Source organism: Vibrio sp. Isolate23 (assembly GCF_022398095.1).
In the GTDB taxonomy this organism is placed as follows: domain Bacteria; phylum Pseudomonadota; class Gammaproteobacteria; order Enterobacterales; family Vibrionaceae; genus Vibrio; species Vibrio coralliilyticus_A.
Genome location: NZ_JAKEUV010000001.1, coordinates 427,916 through 445,430 on the forward strand (window position 1 = coordinate 427,916; position 17,515 = coordinate 445,430).

At 44.2% G+C, this 17,515-nt stretch carries 18 protein-coding genes; 9 read left to right on the top strand and 9 right to left on the bottom strand.

Annotated features, from left to right (window positions below; genetic code table 11):
• Nucleotides 1–3: 3 nt before the first annotated feature.
• From vpsN to L1D31_RS01945, 5 genes are all read left to right on the top strand, one after another.
• Entirely contained in the window at nt 4–522 is a 519-nt protein-coding gene (gene vpsN / locus L1D31_RS01925) for an exopolysaccharide export protein VpsN (RefSeq protein WP_239835405.1), read from the top strand.
• 9 nt (nt 523–531) lie between these two features.
• Entirely contained in the window at nt 532–2,736 is a 2,205-nt protein-coding gene (gene vpsO / locus L1D31_RS01930; protein ID WP_239835406.1) for an exopolysaccharide regulatory tyrosine autokinase VpsO, read from the top strand.
• Nucleotides 2,736–3,428: a VpsP family polysaccharide biosynthesis protein gene (locus L1D31_RS01935; protein WP_239835407.1), complete on the top strand. Its 693-nt coding sequence runs from the start codon at nt 2,736–2,738 to the stop codon at nt 3,426–3,428. The genes vpsO and L1D31_RS01935 overlap by 1 nt, the downstream gene beginning before the upstream one ends.
• 137 nt (nt 3,429–3,565) lie before the next feature.
• On the top strand, nt 3,566–4,141 hold the full coding sequence (locus L1D31_RS01940) for a hypothetical protein (protein ID WP_239835408.1): 576 nt from the start codon (nt 3,566–3,568) through the stop codon (nt 4,139–4,141).
• Nucleotides 4,142–4,198: 57 nt separating this feature from the next.
• A complete protein-coding gene (locus L1D31_RS01945; protein WP_239835409.1) occupies nt 4,199–5,518 on the top strand; it encodes an O-antigen ligase in 1,320 nt (439 codons plus the stop codon).
• 47 nt (nt 5,519–5,565) lie between these two features.
• Here L1D31_RS01945 and L1D31_RS01950 read toward each other — a convergent pair whose 3' ends face one another.
• The 6 genes from L1D31_RS01950 to L1D31_RS01975 form a co-directional block, all read right to left on the bottom strand.
• Nucleotides 5,566–6,267, bottom strand: coding sequence for a DsbA family protein (locus L1D31_RS01950; RefSeq protein ID WP_239835410.1), 702 nt, complete (start codon nt 6,265–6,267; stop codon nt 5,566–5,568).
• A 9-nt stretch (nt 6,268–6,276) separates the two neighbouring features.
• A complete protein-coding gene (locus tag L1D31_RS01955; RefSeq protein ID WP_239835411.1) occupies nt 6,277–6,777 on the bottom strand; it encodes a protein disulfide oxidoreductase in 501 nt (166 codons plus the stop codon).
• Nucleotides 6,777–8,876: a protein-disulfide reductase DsbD domain-containing protein gene (locus L1D31_RS01960; protein WP_239835412.1), complete on the bottom strand. Its 2,100-nt coding sequence runs from the start codon at nt 8,874–8,876 to the stop codon at nt 6,777–6,779. Before L1D31_RS01960 ends, L1D31_RS01955 begins: the two co-directional genes overlap by 1 nt.
• 92 nt (nt 8,877–8,968) lie before the next feature.
• On the bottom strand, nt 8,969–9,334 hold the full coding sequence (locus L1D31_RS01965) for a hypothetical protein (protein WP_239835413.1): 366 nt from the start codon (nt 9,332–9,334) through the stop codon (nt 8,969–8,971).
• An 82-nt stretch (nt 9,335–9,416) separates the two neighbouring features.
• A complete protein-coding gene (locus tag L1D31_RS01970; protein ID WP_239835414.1) occupies nt 9,417–9,836 on the bottom strand; it encodes a GNAT family N-acetyltransferase in 420 nt (139 codons plus the stop codon).
• 49 nt (nt 9,837–9,885) lie between these two features.
• Nucleotides 9,886–10,524, bottom strand: coding sequence for a LysE family translocator (locus tag L1D31_RS01975; protein WP_239835415.1), 639 nt, complete (start codon nt 10,522–10,524; stop codon nt 9,886–9,888).
• Nucleotides 10,525–10,732: 208 nt separating this feature from the next.
• On the opposite strand from L1D31_RS01975, the gene L1D31_RS01980 reads away from it, so the two are divergent.
• The 3 genes from L1D31_RS01980 to L1D31_RS01990 all read left to right on the top strand — a co-directional run bounded on the left by L1D31_RS01980 (nt 10,733) and on the right by L1D31_RS01990 (nt 12,662).
• Entirely contained in the window at nt 10,733–11,560 is an 828-nt protein-coding gene (locus tag L1D31_RS01980; RefSeq protein WP_239835416.1) for an AraC family transcriptional regulator, read from the top strand.
• Between the two features lie 77 nt (nt 11,561–11,637).
• Nucleotides 11,638–12,354 (top strand): AzlC family ABC transporter permease, encoded by a 717-nt coding sequence (locus tag L1D31_RS01985; RefSeq protein ID WP_239835417.1) that lies wholly within the window; start codon nt 11,638–11,640, stop codon nt 12,352–12,354.
• Nucleotides 12,354–12,662, top strand: coding sequence for an AzlD domain-containing protein (locus tag L1D31_RS01990; protein WP_239835418.1), 309 nt, complete (start codon nt 12,354–12,356; stop codon nt 12,660–12,662). The genes L1D31_RS01985 and L1D31_RS01990 overlap by 1 nt, the downstream gene beginning before the upstream one ends.
• A gap of 169 nt (nt 12,663–12,831) precedes the next feature.
• On the opposite strand, the gene L1D31_RS01995 is transcribed toward L1D31_RS01990, so the two are convergent.
• From L1D31_RS01995 to yegD, 3 genes are all read right to left on the bottom strand, one after another.
• Entirely contained in the window at nt 12,832–13,446 is a 615-nt protein-coding gene (locus L1D31_RS01995; protein ID WP_239835419.1) for a fumarylacetoacetate hydrolase family protein, read from the bottom strand.
• Nucleotides 13,447–13,637: 191 nt separating this feature from the next.
• Nucleotides 13,638–14,648, bottom strand: a complete 1,011-nt coding sequence (locus L1D31_RS02000; protein WP_239835420.1) for a porin — start codon at nt 14,646–14,648, stop codon at nt 13,638–13,640.
• 388 nt (nt 14,649–15,036) lie between these two features.
• Entirely contained in the window at nt 15,037–16,389 is a 1,353-nt protein-coding gene (yegD, locus tag L1D31_RS02005) for a molecular chaperone (RefSeq protein WP_239835421.1), read from the bottom strand.
• A gap of 152 nt (nt 16,390–16,541) precedes the next feature.
• Here yegD and L1D31_RS02010 point away from each other — a divergent pair, with 152 nt between their 5' ends.
• Nucleotides 16,542–17,417, top strand: coding sequence for a LysR family transcriptional regulator (locus tag L1D31_RS02010; RefSeq protein WP_239835422.1), 876 nt, complete (start codon nt 16,542–16,544; stop codon nt 17,415–17,417).
• The last annotated feature ends 98 nt before the right edge of the window (nt 17,418–17,515 follow it).

Genomic DNA, 17,515 nt, shown 5'->3' on the forward strand with positions numbered 1-17,515 from the left:
CTCATGAAGTCTCTATTTTCAATTCTGCTGCTATGTCTTTCATTTCAAGCTATGGCTAGCGATGAGCTTTATCGTCTTGGCGTTGGTGATCTGATCAAAGTTCAGGTCTATGATGAACCTGAACTGTCACTTGAAACTCGAGTCAGTGACAGCGGTTCCATCGATTATCCTTTTCTAGGCAGCATCGCTCTCAAAGGCCGTACGCTCAGAGAAGTAAAACAATCGATCCATGATGGCCTACTCGATGGTTATTTAGTGAACCCTAACGTTTATGTCAGCGTTGTCGAGTACCGTCCTTACTTTATCAATGGTGAAGTCATCGCATCCGGTGGCTATCCATTTCATCCGGGGTTAACCGTCAACAAAGCGATCACTATTGCCGGAGGCTTCACCGAGCGTGCGTCAAAAACCAAAATTTTTGTCTCATCCAGTGATGAACCCAACTCTGAGCCGACTCGTGTTTCCCTACTTCACCGAATCCAACCTGGTGACATTATCACCGTTGAAGAAAGCTTCTTTTAATTGAATATTATGGAAAATACCCAGAATTCTCCGGTGAGCAAAGAAGAGCTCATTGATATCCGCCAATATTTCAAAGTGCTGCTTAACTACAAGTGGCGCATCATTGTTTTTTCACTATTGGTGACTGCTATTGCGGTATTGGTTGTATTGTCTTTGCCATCAAAATACACCGCTCGAGCCACATTATTAATTGAGTCCAAACAGGCTAATATTATCTCAATCGAGGAGTTTTACGGCTTAGATACCAAAAGCCAAGAATACTACCTCACTCAAATCGAGATTCTAAAATCGGATCGCGTGTCTGAAGAGGTGATCCGTCGCTTGAATTTGGCTAACCATCCTGAGTTTGATCCTCGCGCACAAGAGGAATCTGACACTTCACTGAAAGACAAGTTAATTGAATGGTTTCCTGTATTACAAGCCTTTAGGAAATCCCTACCAGAGCAAGATCTTGAAAAGTCGGAGTACGCCAGAAACAAATTAGTCTTGTACAAATTCAAACGCGGTTTGGCGATCAATCCGATTCGAAAGACTCAGCTCGTACAGATCTCTTATACCAGCAGAAATCCAGAATTATCAGCACAAATTGCCAATGAAATTGGCCGTGTGTTTATGGATAGCAACATAGAAGCCAAAATCGAGGTCACTCAACAAGCTTCCAGCTGGCTTAATGAGCGTATTGGTGATTTGCGTGAGAAGTTGCGCCAATCGGAATCTCAGCTCCAAGCCTTTTTGCAGGCTGAAGGGCTAGTTGATATCCAAGGGGTCGAGAGTCTGGCTTCGCAAGAACTCGCAGAGCTGACGTCCCAGCTCAACAAAGCTCGGGATCGCCGAGTCGCTTCGGAAACCTTATACCAAGTGGCCAGAAATTATAAATCTGATTCAAGTCAGCTATCAGCACTTGCCTCGGTCCCTGAAATCTCAAATCACCCGACGATTCGTGACGTCAAAGTGGCGGAAGTACAGGCAGAGCGAAAGGTCTCTGAGCTTTCAAAGCGCTACGGGCCTAAACACCCAAAACTCAAAGCTGCGATCGCCGAGCGAGAGTCCGTGAAGAAAAACCTTCGTTCAGAATTAAACCAGTTACTGAACGGCATCAATAATGAGCTTAAAGCTGCAAAGCAGGCTGAGCAAACCATTCGTCGAGAACTCGAAAATCGCAAAGTCGAGTTTCAGGCACTAACGGTTAAAAATGCCAAATATTCAGAGCTTAAACGTGAGGTACAGACCAACCGTGAGCTGTTTGATTTATTCTTAAGTCGCCAAAAAGAAACCAGTGCATCAAGCGATTTCAACGCCAATATTGCACGCTTTACGGACTACGCTAGCCCTCCGTTAGCACCAAGTAAGCCAAATCGTAAAATGATCGTGATTCTGGCGTTTTTGGCCTCTCTGAGCTTTGGTTGTGTAATGGCATTTGTCGCGGATGCAGTGAATGATACTTTCACAGATATCAAGCAGGTGTCCAAGCAACTGTCTCTGGAGATTCTGGGAATTGTGCCGTCACTAAAAACCAAACGTCCACTGGATAGCAAAGCTTATTTTGATGAGCGTAATCGCCAGTTAACAGAAGCTATACGTACTGTTCGTACGGGTTATCTACTGGCAAACTCAAATAAGCCTAGCTCTGTAGTCATGGTAACCTCGTCGCAGCCTGATGAAGGGAAAACCACCTCTGCACTAAACCTTGCGCTATCTCTGGCTCAGATGGAAAAGACTTTATTAATCGACTGCGACTTGAGAAAACCCACCATCGCACGTCGATTTGGTTTGCCATCAGCGCAGCCTGGGGTGACAAACGTATTGACGAAAACCCACGCCATTGAAGATTGTGTATATCGGGATGATGAGTCAGAGTTGGATATACTCGCTGCGGGCACATACACCAACAACCCGCTTGAGCTGATCTCTTCTACCAGCTTTTCTGACTTTATCGAGCAATTAAAAACGAAGTACGATCGCATTATCATCGATACACCACCATGCCTCGCCGTCAGTGACGCATTTATGCTGTCTCGCTATGTCGACTCTGCTGTTATCGTTATCAACGCCTCTCAAACCCGAACCAAGACAGTACGTGATGTCGTCGGTAAGCTCGCTCAGCAAGGAACAAGAATCGATGGCGTTATCCTCAACAAGCTTAATGTAAAGAAAGCTTCAGCCTATAGCGGTTATAAACAGTACCAATCATACTACGGGGTCGAGAACGCCTAATGAAAGGTAAGTTGGCTGCTTCTTTGTCTAAGTTAGGATTAGCATTGTCCGCTATATTTGTCCTTTATCTCTCATATCACTTTGGCGTAGCATCTCTCTACGCCAAAGCGGTATCGAACCAGATTGAACTATGGGATAAATCAGCCGATAAACCTAAACTCAGTGACATCGAGCAGGCTGAAATGCTCATTGAATCGAGCATTAAGCACCACTCTTCACATCCACACTATTTCGATTTACAAGGAAAAGTGTACGAGTGGAAAGCTTACATCAGCGATGATGCAGAGAAACAGGCTTATCTTGAACTCGCGAAAAGTGCTTATCTTATTAGCGCTGAGCTTCGACCTAACTGGCCCAATACTTGGGCCGATTTAGCGACTTTAGAGACTCAGCTTCTAGGAGCTAACCGAGAACAATATCTGCATCAAGCGGATATAAAAGGCCCATACATACCTCAGGTAAACTTTAAAATCGCCACTTTAGCTTTGTCCAACTGGCAACAGTTCTCACCCAATGAGCGCAAGCTAGCGATGCCCCACATCTATAGGGCGATTAAGCATAAAGATGTCCGACAGAGATTTCGTGACTACCTGACACAAAACAAGAAATTCCGCTTCGCTTGTATCGTAATGAAGCAAATGCCGGATATCGACTACGCATCTTTAGCCTCATGTCGCTACCTAAACATATAGGTGTTTCAAAAATGAGTAAGCAACAGAATCATTTTTAAGAAAAACAGAATCTTAGTTCAATATTTGTCGATTAATCAGCGTAAAGCCATATACTGGCTGGATTGTCGCCTCACTGTGAGTAAGTAGGAATTAGCATAATGAACCACAAAATATGGATGTTGATAACCAGCATAGTGTTTTCAACACACAGCATGGCAGAAGAAGTCTCTAACGTTGCCTGTTCAGATATTGATGCCATTGAGGCTTCATTAAACGACACGACAGATGTCACCTCGACACTGATTAGCTTACTCTCGAGCTGTCCTGAACAATCAACTGATATTTTGGCAATGGCTTCACAAACACACACAAGTGAGAGCCTTGCGGTTCTGGATGCAGCCATTCAAACACTCGCTCCAGAACAAATGGCTAAAGCGACAGCAATTATTGTCAGCCATGCAGCGCCTGATGCCTACGAACAGCTTATCCAGCAAGCTGTGCTGGCTGCTCCAGATTACGCGCAAGACATTGTGGATGCCGTTGCAGAGCTCAACCTTCTTGACCCAACAGACATTCTTGTCGCTGCTATTTCAGGTGGTGCCGACCCGGCGTTAATCAGTGAACCAACCGCAGCAGGTATTGCGACAGCTCCACCTTTGGCTGTGAATCCGGGTGCTACGACCGCACTTGGCACGGGCAACGGTAGTGGCGGTGGTACTGCCTCGCCTAATTAAGTTGAATTTGTATTGTTAAGGCAGGCCTTGAGCCTGCCTCTTTTTTGTGCTTTTTATATGACACATTTCCTTGAACGACTCATTTTTCCTGCGTTTCTTCTGTTTGTATTTTGGCTACCAATTCCTTTGGGAGGTAACCGTCCATGGGCATGGTCGATTAATGAATTTATCATCGCGGGAATGCTGCTTCTCTGTGTGATTTGTTATTCCAGCGATCATTGGCGACATAGCCTTAAACGAACTCAATCGCTGTTAGTACCATTAACTATTTTTACGGTATGGGCCTTTGCTCAGCCTCTACTCCCTTTTGGGGCTTTTGAAGACACAGGGCTGGCACTCGTTTCATCCGTTAAAACACTGCATTATTTACAGCTTTGCTTAGTCGCATCTGTGGTCATTACTAGCATGCCACGACTCAAAACCCTGCTCATCGTCATGGTCAGCAGTGGGGTGTGCCAAGGTTTTTATGCGGGTGTCATTCAATTGCTCGACCTACCTCTCTCACCCATGTTTGATTTACCCGTGGGTCATCGAGCCTCAGGGAGTTTTGTTTATCACAATCATCTGGCAAACTTCTTATTGATCAATCTTTGTATCGGCTTTGGCTTGCTAATCTCACAATTGCAAGATAGCCAAAAGCAAAGTATTCGCCTGTCTGCACAACGCTTTTTCGCCGTGTTCTTATCCGATAAGGCTTTTATTCGTTTGGGCTTGATCATTATGGTCATTGCTTTAGTTTTGACCCGGTCGCGAATGGGGAACGTCGCTTTTTTTGTTGCTTTAACAACGGGCAGCTTACTTCTATTGCTGCTGTATAAAAATAAACCTAAAAGTATGTATGTTCTTATTGCCAGCCTATTCGTGATTGATACTGTGATCGTGAGTACATGGTTTGGTTTAGACAAGGTCAAGCAGCGTTTAGTCGAAACCAGCCTGAGTAATGAGTCGCGAGACGATGTGATTTATGCTGCCTTGGAGGCCATTCAGCAACAGCCATGGCTTGGTTATGGTGGAGGAAGCTTTTACTCTTCATTTCAGGCATTTAATAATGGAAACATCCAATTATTTTATGACCATACCCATAACGACTATGTACAGTTTGTTTTTGAATATGGCCTAATTGGTAGCTCAATACTAGCTCTTATCATTATTGCCTCTCTTCGTAAATCTATAGTGGCATTTAAACAACGTCGCAGCCGTCAAATGAAAGGGGCTGGGCTAGGGGCTTTTATGGCTATTTTGGGAATGTTGATCCATATGAGTGTCGACTTTCCATTGCAAGCACCTGCTACTACTCTCTATTTCTTACTTTGTCTACTCATCGCTCACTGGGCTTTTACCATCCCTGCCGTAAAGCGTAAACGCCCAAATGATTAGCGAGTAAGTGAACACTCCTTTTCAATGAAGGAGTGTTCCTTTTTTAATTACAGGTGTTTTTCAATCACTTCTTCTAACTTTTGGTATGGTACGTACCCTGGGATGACATCTTGTCCGACGATCAATGCAGGTGTTCCTCGCAAGCCAAAACCATTGAACAAAGCGTAATTGTTCTCTAACTGTTGTTCGACGTCTTTAAGATTATTTAAGTATTGCTCCGTGCCTGTTTTCTTGGCAATTTTAGCCAGAGAAACCGCATCATGAACTCCGGGTTTTGCAACCAACAATTCATGCACCTGCGGGTATTTCTCCCGTGCGTTATGCCAGACATTTAAGGCATAGCCTGCTGAATTGACGTTAGACATCCCTTCCTTTAGAGGGACGTATAAGTTAATGATTTTAACCTGAGGATAATCCTCAATTAACTTCTCCAATTCAGTATCAAGTTTTTTGCAGTAAGGGCAGCTGTAATCCGTCACATTGATTAATGTCAGCTCAGCGTCTTCTGCCCCCATAGAAGTGTGTTTCGGGTCATTAATATACGCTTTGCTGCTCGACAAAAGTTGATCAAACTGCTGCTGTTGTTTGACATACAAACCCAAACTTTCATGAAGCCCATCGACAATACTCGGATTGGCGTTAAGCATTTCGACAATCTCACTGATCTTCTCATCCTGCGTTTGTGCTTGGACTAAGGGGGCGATAGCAAAAGTGCTCATCGCTAAGATAATTGCTAATTTTTTCATCACTTTTTATTCCTATTGATTTAGCCAAAGCCTGACCAGCATTCCTGGTGGTGTAGTGATTCCTGTTGTAATACTTTCCACCTTGCCCTCTTTGACTATAAAAATGCTTGGGGTCACAGAGATATTCCAACGATTGAATATCTCCCCTTTTTGATCATTAATATTGCTAAATTGATAATCTTTTGCCTGCATGAACTGCTTAACACGCTCTGAAGGACCTGACGAACCGGCAACACCGACCACTGGATAATACTGGCTGAGCCAATCAACCGTAGGGCTGACAAACTTACATGCAGGACACCATGTTGCCCAGAAATAAACCACTACAGGTTCTTCATAGCTCATCGCAATAACGTCGACGAATTGATCATCCATAGTCCTCTCCATAATCGGTGGCGCAGACTCCGTAGGGAGACTCTGACTACGAAACCAATCCATAGCAGAGGTAATGACAATACCCAATACCACCAGAATCAGAACCTCTTTAAGCCAGTAACGTACAGAACGTTTCACTAGCGGTTTCCCCCTGCAGTTGCAATCGCTTCCATCACCGCGTCACTTGATAAAATGACGGGCAGAGGGATACCCTGAGGTGCTTCAGGGCCATAGACGATATTGAAAGGAACACCAAAGCGACCATTCGCTCTTAGGTAATCAGTGACTGAGCCATCAGGATGTGTCCAGTCTCCCTCAATCAGAGTCATCGAAGGATGCTTCAGTGCAGAGTAAACTGGATCCTGAAGGATGACTCCAATCTCATTTGCTTTACAAGTGACACACCAATCTGCCGTGACATTCACAAATACTGTTTGCCCCTGTTCCACGGCTTGATGAATGCTTTCGTCAGACAGAGGCTGCCAAACAAGATCATTGGGTAATGGTGTCGCCCAATGTTCGGTCGTAATGCTGGCTAGTACAAATCCACCTGCCAGCAAGAGTACGGCTGCAGCGCCAGAAATTGCCATCGCTTTGTCGCCATAAACCTTCTTAACGCGGGCCAGAATCAGCACTACTGAAAGCAACGCTATTAAGACGATCCAGAACGAAGGAATATGGTTGTTTAACAGTGATAGTAACCAGCCACTGGTCATTAGCATCATGATGCCAAACAAAAGTTTGAGCTTGTTCATCCATGCGCCAGGCTTAGGCAGTAAGTTGGCGATTCCAGGGAAAAGTGCAACACCAATCCATGGCAGCGCCATACCCAACGCTAATGCCGTAAAGATAGCCAATAACTCCAACGAGCTGGCGGCTAAAGCAAACGCAACCGCTGTGCCTAAAAACGGAGCCGAGCACGGAGTTGCCAACAGAGTGGCAAACATACCTTGGGTAAAGTGTCCGGTGTAGGAGTTATCCCCTTTTGATGCCGCCCAAGTGTTGGCTTGTGATGAAAGACGAATTTCGAACAGACCCAGCATATTGGCACCGAACAGACCAGTAACCAGCACCATAGTGGCAAGAAACCATCCACTTTGGAATTGGATTCCCCAACCGACGGCATTGCCCGTCAGCTTGAGCACCAAAAGAAATGCCGCGAGTAACCAGAACGAAGTAAGAATACCTGCCGAAGACGCCAAGAATTGCCAGCGAATCTGGCGTCGCTCTACCCCCTGAACCGCAACGATACTGCTCAGCTTCATCCCCAGAACAGGTAATACACAGGGCATTACATTCAGGATTAGGCCACCAAATAAGGCAAAGCCGATCATCGGCAACAGAGATATATCTTCCTTAACGATGGTACCATTAACGACAACAACATCTTGCTCAGCAAGAAAGTTTTTGTCCTGAACTGTGACAAACACGCTCTGATCATCAAACTCAATCTCCCCGAGCCAACTCGACACTTCAAACGTAGCAATGACCGTGTTTTCATCAACATTAACATTGGTTAACTTGTAGCTATACTCTTTAGCCTCATCGGTATGCCCATCCACAATTAGCTCAGGTTCTTGCCAGCCCAGCGCCTTAGTCATCTTTACCTGAAGAACATTCGCGCTCGTATCCCAAGTCGCTGTTGCATTCGATAATAAAGGAGAAGACTTAGGTACCTGACTGATCGCCTGAGCATGTTTATAGAGCGCTTCTTGATTAATCATTAAGTCACTTGGCATAAACGTGAGCGAGAAAGGATAATCGGTAAGCACGCAGATCGTCGTACAAGATGACATCGTTAAATTAGCATCGATCGACACCGGCTGAGAGAAATCTTCAACCTGCAACGTCATCGGTATGGTCACCTTTTCCTTATAACCGAGAGTGTTGATACCCAATAGGCTGAACTGTTCGGGGTAAGGCCAATGCCATTTCACATTGGCTAAATTCGTTGATTCACCCCAGTCAATGGAAGGTGCTATCCCCCCTTCACCAGGGCTACGCCAATAGGTTTTCCAGTCATCATCAAGCTCGACCTCAAGTAACCCCTCAACTGTTTTTGCCGATTCGTCAATTTGACCCGTAAGAACGAAGCGGGTTTTGAGTGGCGGGTGCTCTTCCTTACTCATCCAGCCTGTATCGACTGGTGTTGACGCATAAGCCATAGACAGCACCGCACTCAGCGCAAGCAACAAAGATATTATGCTGACAGCGGTGCCTTTAAATAAACTTCTCATGTGTATTTCCAAAATAGTCACCATTTTATTCAATGGTTGATGTAACAGACGTATTGAATCCTCTGACAAAAGTCAGAAATCAGTGACTAAATTTATTCTCTAAAAACACACAAGGTGAGGTGAACCCTAGACTTGGGAATAATGGGTTCAGTAAAGGAAGGAGTCTCTGGCCGTACCTGAGTCAGCCAAGCAACGATAATCACAAAGAGCAAAAACATCGGTACCATCATGTTATCAAGGTTAACCTTGGCACTACTGAGCAGTTTTTCTGTCAGATCGCATTGTTTTTGAATCTCGTCACTATTATCGTTGAACTGGATAGTGTCTGTAACCACAGACTGCTTAAACGAGCACATACTGATGATACTGGTGTTCTGCATAAAGCAGATAGCAAAAACCCACCCAACTAAAAGTAGGGTAATTCTCGCCATTGCAGCAGATTTCAAACGCTTGATCATCAACTCTTTTAAATCCGAGTATTAAACCGCCCCATTATCGGTGTGCGGTCAAAGTGAGTGTTAGTGTAGTGTCAGAACTTTACTAGACAACTTTCTTTTGTAAAAAAATCTTATCAACACCAGCGGTAGGGAAGCCGTCATAACGTCCAACCTCTTTAAATCCTAACTTAAGATAAAAATCTGGCGCCTGAAACGAGTAGGTATCCAGATAAATATCCGTGACACCGTAAGCTTTGGCTTCTTGCTCTACACGCGCCATCAGCTTTGAACCAGTCCCAGCAGAACGTTTGACTTCATCAACCCACAAAAATTCAACAAATAAAGTATTCGTGAATATTTCTCCCGTTAAGCCACCAGCAAAATTGCCACTTTCATCTTCTGCAATACAAGCCAATGAGACAATATCTTCATCTGGAAAATGCTTAAGATTAAATGACTTCAAACCATTGTAGATGGCATCTTTAATATTTTTCGGCGGGTTTAGCATAAAACTAATGTGCATAGAATTCCTTTCCTAACAATAAGTAAGGCCAGCTAAAGCCGGCCTTACCTTACAAATCTGCGATAAACGAGCTTAGCATCCAAATTGCTAAAATGACAAAGATCATTCCCATAAATTTATGCTGATAAGTCCTGAACTTTGCATTTTCCAGCAAGGGTTTGCCCAAGGTACCGACCAACGCCACGAGCAGGAAATTGAAAAGCAACCCCAGCACATTGAGCAATAATCCCAAGACTAACATTTGCTCACCAGATGATGCTTCAATCTTAGCCGAAACAAATTGTGGCAAGAACATAACAAAAAAGACTAACGCTTTCGGGTTGAGTAAATTACTGACCAGCGCTCTTTGATAAAAAGCCCCTGCCATTTTAGTTGATGACTCTAGTTCAGTGTTTCCACTGTCATTGGCACGCAAGCAATCCCAACCCATTTTTAGCAAATAGCTCCCACCTAAAAGATGGAGTGCTTTGAGCGCTAAAGGGCTCATTGCTACCAAAGCAGAAACACCCGCTGCTGCGAGAAGGGTCAGGATCACGCCTGATGTAGCATTCCCCAAACTGGCAAACACACCGACCCTGCGGCCATAACTCATACTTGAGCTAGCTATCAAAAGCATATCTGGGCCAGGCAGTAACAAAAGTGCCACCACCGCGGTTAAATAAACAGGAAGCACTGAAATATCAATCATAGTTATTATATTAGCCAGAAAAGAAAAGGCGGAATTTTATAGCAACCTAAAATCAATAACCAGATTTTTAATTCATAAAATGCCCAAAAAATCGACACATAAATTAACAATGAAGCCTTCATATATCCTTAGTCAGACAGCAATTTTGTACAAAAATAAATGAAACTTATAAGCTAGACTGGTGAGGGATTAATAACAGGGTGTCTTCATGGCTGAGAAGAACAAAAAGGAATCGGCACGTTTTCAACTTGCCTCTGAGCTTGGCGGGCTTGAATTACTAGACGCAAAATACACGAATCAAAACTTTTCTCGTCATAGTCATGAAGGCTATACCGTGGGTGTCATAGAAAGAGGAGCGCAAAAGTTCTATCGAACTGGTGGCAATCATATAGCTCCACAAGACAGCATCATTTTGGTAAATGCAGATGAAGTTCATAACGGTCAGACAGCCACTGAAGGAGGGTGGGAATACAAAGCCATGTACCCTCTTCCTGAACAATTCACACAATTAACAAGCGGCTTAGCTTCAAATTTGTCTACTCCCTACTTCCCTGATCCCGTCGTCTACGACCCAGAGATGGCGCAGCAGCTTAGGCTTGTATTTGATGTTTTGGAGAAATCAGATAATAAACTTCTCCGAGAAACCTTAGTTTATGGCACTCTTATTAAGTTGATGGCTCGACACAGTAAAAACCGTCATTCCAGTGATTTGATCACATCAAGCTCTGCCAGCCTCAGCTTAGTGAAAGAATTTCTTGATGATTTTCCCCAAGCCGATGTATCTCTTGAGGACTTAGCAACACTCGCCGAGTTAAGCCCGTTTTATTTGGTTCGAAGTTTTCAAAAGCTGTATGGTTTGCCTCCGCATTCGTACCAAATTCAGTCAAGGCTGAGATACGCAAAACGGCTTCTCAGGCAAGGGATGAAAATTTCCGATGTCGCTCAGGAATCCGGGTTCCACGATCAGAGCCACTTCCATCGCCACTTCAAACGAGCGATGGGCGTCACACCAAAGCAGTACTCCAGCAGCATTTAACTGAGCAATTTTATACAAGGCACACGCTTCGACGTATGCCTTAATAAATAGCAAGTCTAACAACTAATCTGATTTTTATGAGTAGCACAACATTGACCCCTTCTTACTCGCCAAGCAAACCACGTTTATTCATACAAGGGGCCTTGGCTATGATGCCATTGAGCATTGCCGTTATTCCTTGGGGACTACTGGCCGGCTCTTTTGCGATAGATGCTGGACTGAGTGTGGCAGAAAGCCAAGCGCTATCAGCGATTCTTTTTGCCGGCTCCGCTCAACTCGTCGCTACTGGCATGTTAAAAGCTGGGGCTGGGCTCACCACTATGCTTTTAGCCACATTTTTTATCACCTCACGCCACTTTTTATACAGCGTCTCTATGCGCAGCAAAGTCAGTCCATTACCACTCAATTGGCGCTTAGCGCTTGGTTTTTTATTAACAGATGAACTGTTCGCTATATGCGGTCAACAATCTGAGAAACAATTTGATCCTTGGTATGCACTTGGGGCGGGGCTGAGCTTTTATGTCTGCTGGAACCTAGCGACATTGGCCGGTATTGTAGCTGGAAGCCAAATACCCGCAATGAATGAGCTTGGGCTGGAATTTGCAGTCGCCGCAACCTTCATCGCAATCGTGACACCAAACATTAAGAGCTCGCCAACACTCATCGCCGTCCTAGTTTCGCTGGTTGTCTCTGTTCTGTGTCACTATTTGATGATCGATTCAGGTCTTATGGTCGCAAGCGTTTGTGGCATGGTAGCAGGCTATAGCTGCGAGACGTTAAGAGGGGAAAATTAATGGTTATGCTGTCCATTTTCGCAATGACAATGCTGGTTTTTCTCAGTCGTTATTTGTTTCTTGAACCTAAATTACCCCTTAGATTAAATCCTAAAGCACATCGCTTACTCAGCTATTCAAGCCCGGCTGTCTTAACCGCCATTTGGGCACCGATCGTATTCATGCCCGAAAAGCAACTCTGGCTAGCACCAGACAACCCTTATCTAATCTCAGCTATGTTAGCGGCAATATTGGCATGGAAGACAAAAAATGTGCTGCTGACAACCTTAGTAAGCATGGTTGTGTTTGTCGTTCTGCAATGTATTTAACCCAACATCGAGGCCAGCAATACAATTAAGCTCAATGTTATCATTCAGGTGACGAGAAACCCTGCGACTGACTGCCACCTTTTGGTAGCGAGTGACAACATTCCATAATGATAACCTCTGAGTGCATTTCCTTCAGAGGCTATCCCCCCGATGGCTTAACGGTAGAGAACTATTGCGCTACCCACTCAATTTCTATCAAAGTCTTGCCGTTAGCGATCAAACGGCCAAGAAATACATCACCCAAGTGAACTTCTCCCACCCCTTGTGGTGTCCCCGTCATGATAATGTCACCGTCACAAAGCGTCGTGTAAGTTTTCAGCTCTTCAAGAATCGTTTGAGGAGGATAGAGCATCTGTGTTACCGCCCCTTTTTGAACACGGACACAATTAATGAATAACTCAAGCTCAAGTGATTCAATCGCAATACCATTTAATGGAATAAATCGGCTGAACACCGCAGAACCATCAAATGCTTTAGCACGCTCCCAAGGTAAGCCTTTGTCTTTGAGTTTGGATTGCAACCCACGCTTAGTTAAATCTAACCCTAAACCGACCGCACTGTATTGACCATTGCGTACAATAAAGCAGATCTCCCCTTCGTAATGCAGAGTTTCACCATGATGAGCCATCAACTGAGAAGAGATAGAGGAGGAAGGTTTATTAAATATCACCATTTCATCAGGAATCGCATTATTCAGCTCTTTGATGTGTTCAAGATAATTTCGTCCCACACAGAGGATCTTAGTCGGGTGGATAGTTTTCTCGCCAATTTTAACCGAATGCATGCTTCTTCCTTGATGATTAACGCTGACGGCCATATTAATTCAACCGATTGATGAATTGACCAATTGCGTATCGAAACTAAGATCCAATACCCAATATTGATGTACTCGAAGCCTAAATAACAGAAAAACGCCTACCCAATACAGAATAGGCGCTAACACAAGTATGTGTTGAGGCAGTAGATGTTATTATTTTATAGGAAGTAACGAGCACCAATAGTCCAATTGTCTTCCTCTTTCACGTTGATATCATTGCCTAGATCAAACTGATAACCCACAAACCCCATAAACTTAGGTGTGAAGGTATACTCCGCCTGCAATGCAGACTCACTGTACTGCGTTTTACTGGTCTTATCGTTAATCTCTGCTTCATAGTTAGCACTTAAATTCCAGCCGTTACCGAATGCATAAGCCAATAAAACTTCATATTGATCGCTTTCAGCCATGGTTCCGCTACTCACTACATCATCGTTCATGTTTTCATTCATTGCATAAACAACGGCCGAATATAGTCCATCACCATATGAGCCTGAGCTAAATGCAAACACATGCGAATGCGCGTCTACATTTGCAACGTCACCGCCATTGTATGAATAGCCTAGGTTGAAACCATACACGCCCATTGATAGTGCAATTTGCCCACGAGCATCATACAGCGTGCTAGACGTCGAGTCAGTGTGCTCCCCTTGCCAAGCTAGACCTAAGTTTAAGCTTCCCATGTCACCAAGCTCGATCGCCTTGCGGTAACTGACCATGTCCTCGCCCCGAGCCGTACCTAGATTGTTGTGATCGTCATATAGATATTCGTTGGCAAACGCGATAGGTAAATCCGCAACACCTGCTACGTCATAGTATGGAGACCACTGTGTCCCAACAACAAATCGGCCAAACTGATCATGAGTTGCACCTATGTAACCCAGACGGGTAGTAAAGGAAGTATCACCACCATCCAAGTAATCGAGTGCCCATTCACCTTTTGCATCGACTGTCACACCATTACCCAGATCTTGTGTACCCGAGATGTTGATTCGAGGAGAGACATCATGCACTTCAACCTCATCTGCAGAGTCATACTCACCAATACCTACATCAACGTAGCCACCGATAGAGATTGTTGAACCTTCGCTATTGTAAATTTCTGCAGCGAAAGCGTTAGTACCACATGCTGTTGCCGCAATGACAGCGGCTAATAATTTAATTTTCATAACTTAACGTCCGTTTAGGGTTGTAACCTCTGTCCGTGTATGGCCTGAAGGGCCAAAGCATCACGAACATTTAAAACGTAGTACGAAATATTCAAAAATTAAGTGCAATTAATTGCTTATAATGAGATTTTATTAGCAAGTACTCAAATAATAAAAATATGAACAACTTTTAACTATATGAAAAACCTACCTTTTTTAAGAGAGGTAATAAACTTTCACCTTGGGCGATCAACTTCACATTTTTTAAAATTTAATCGGAACTTTTTTGAAAAAAGTAAAAAGACCTCTATCAATAGAGGCCTTTTTAAGCTAAATCCAGTCAAATTGACAGGATAACGACTAGACGAAATGTAACGACAAGAAGCAAGCTTTGTTATCCATTAATAGACTATCTGAAAATGGTATTCGCCCAACGTGCAAGTCCCGCTGTCACGGAGCTAAAATAGTTGCCACTGACCAAAGGTATCTCGGGTAATACTGATCTTACTGCTCCTGCTAGAATAGGTGAGCGAGCAGAACCTCCTGTCATATAAATCACGTCGGGTTTTGTACTGCTTTGTTTAATAGCTTCAACCACCAACGCTTTAATTTTTTCGGTCGGATTCAAGATCGCTTGCTCTATTTGTTCGCGCGTCACAGAAAGAGAAACGACTTCAGAAAGTAGATCTAAATTTGCGTCATACGTTTCAGCATCAGCCAGTGCTATCTTGGTTCGCTCTGCTTCACGAATCACTGAATAGCCAAGCGTCTCTTGATGCACTTGTACTAGTCGAGCCAGCTTTTCAGGCTCTCGTGCTTCCTTCCACATTTGTCGTAGTAGCTTGAGGTTGTCATGCGCGTAAAATTTTCGCTGTGCCTGAACATCATTAATCGCAATGGGGTTCCAAAACTGAGTAGTGGGTATATCCAGACCAGACTGACTAGTAGACCCCATCCCAAACGCCTGCATAAAGCATTTAAAGGCAGTAAAAATATCTAGGTCATTACCGCCTATTCTTTGACCTGAATGCGCAATCAATGACTGGGTTCGATCTTGTTTACCACACCAAGTTGGTCCCATTTGAACAAATGAACAGTCTGTCGTTCCGCCGCCAATATCTACAACCAGTACATTTTTGTCGGTTGTTAGACTCGCTTCGTAATCCAAGCCAGCCGCCAAAGGCTCAAACTGGAACTCAATATCTCTGAAGCCTGCTCGTGAAGCAGCACGACGCAAAATGCCTTCCGCTTGAACATTCGATTCATTACCCCCTCGGCCAAGAAAGTTAATCGGACGCCCAATAACGGTTTGTGAAACCTCTTTTTGTAGTGCGAACTCAGTCTGCGTCTTGATATTGGCCATCATGGCACAAACCAAATCCTCAAAGAAAGCCAACTGCATATCGCGTAAGCCAGTGACACCAAGAAAAGATTTTGGTGATTTGACATAATAGACATCTTTCGGGTCTTCCAAATAAAGCTCTAATGCTTGCTGTCCAAATCGCACATCATCAAAACGTACCTCCAGTCCTTCTTCACGGTTTAGCTTAATCGCCCGACGCAAAACACTTTCGCTGATATCACTTCCAGGTGAAATATCCAAACAGCGAAACAAATACTCGGATACCACTTCTGCCGTTGGTGCGCACAGTGTTGACGAAATATAGTAGTTATCTCCAACAAGAGGGATTTGTCTGACCTCGTCATTGACTAACTCTGCCACCGAACAGTTCGCCGTTCCGTAATCGAATCCAATCGCCATTAATCACCTCTCTATGCTTCTGCCAAAATGGGGCCGCACAGTAAAGCCTACCCGCATAAACAGGTCAACCCGGTTTGGTTAAATCTTTTTAACTTGTTCTGTTTGTTTTAAAGTGACGCTAAGTTATTCACGTTCTTAGAGGGAAGTTGGCTGTGAACCTACGTCAGATAGAAGTGTTTTATGCCGTCATGCAGACTGGTACGGTTTCCGGCGCAGCGAAGCAGCTTCATGTTTCACAACCCAATGTAACCCGAGTACTGGCGCATACTGAGCAACAACTTGGTTTCACCTTATTTGAGCGGATTAAAGGTCGACTAATACCAACTCAAGAAGCACAATTTCTGATTGCAGAAGCCGAAAAAATATATCAGCAGCTCGGACAGTTTCGACGCTTAACCAGTAAGCTCAAACACGGTCAATATCATCTTCGTATTGGTGCTCCGCCCATCCTAGCATCGGGGTTTCTTTCTCCAGTGATCGCCCAAGTGTGTATGTATACCGATTATACCTTAGAGGTGTGTACAGCAAACAGAGATGAGCTCATTGAAGGTTTGGTCAAAAATGAATGGGATCTCGCAATATGTTTTGGAGAAGAGACAGCATCCCCCATAGTCCAAAGCACACTATATAATACCGAAATGAAAGCATTACTTCCCACAGGAACATGCGAAAACACTTCGGTCACACTCGCGGATTTACTTGAAAGCTCGTTGCCATTAGTCACCCTCGACACAAGAGACCCACTTGGAATTCAACTACATCAAAGTATCCTTGCCACTTCCCCCAGCTTTCATCCCAAAATCAGTGTGAGAAGCTATAACGTTGCCGCAGAAATGGTAGTACATGGCGCTGCAAACGCCGTTGTCGATCCTTGGACGGCTCAGCATTATCAATTCAACCCTCAGGTTCATTGCGCCTCACTTACCCCTGCTATACCAGTGACGGTATCGTTACTCTATTGCCAACACTCGCCACTGTCGGTGTCTGCCAAGTGGTTCGCAGAGCAACTTAAGAAAGATACGATTTAAACGTATAACTTGATGTTATACCCTATGAACGAATAAGTATTCGGCTCTAAACACTGGTTTTAATAGAGTGAGAGAATCTCTAACCCGATAATCAGGAT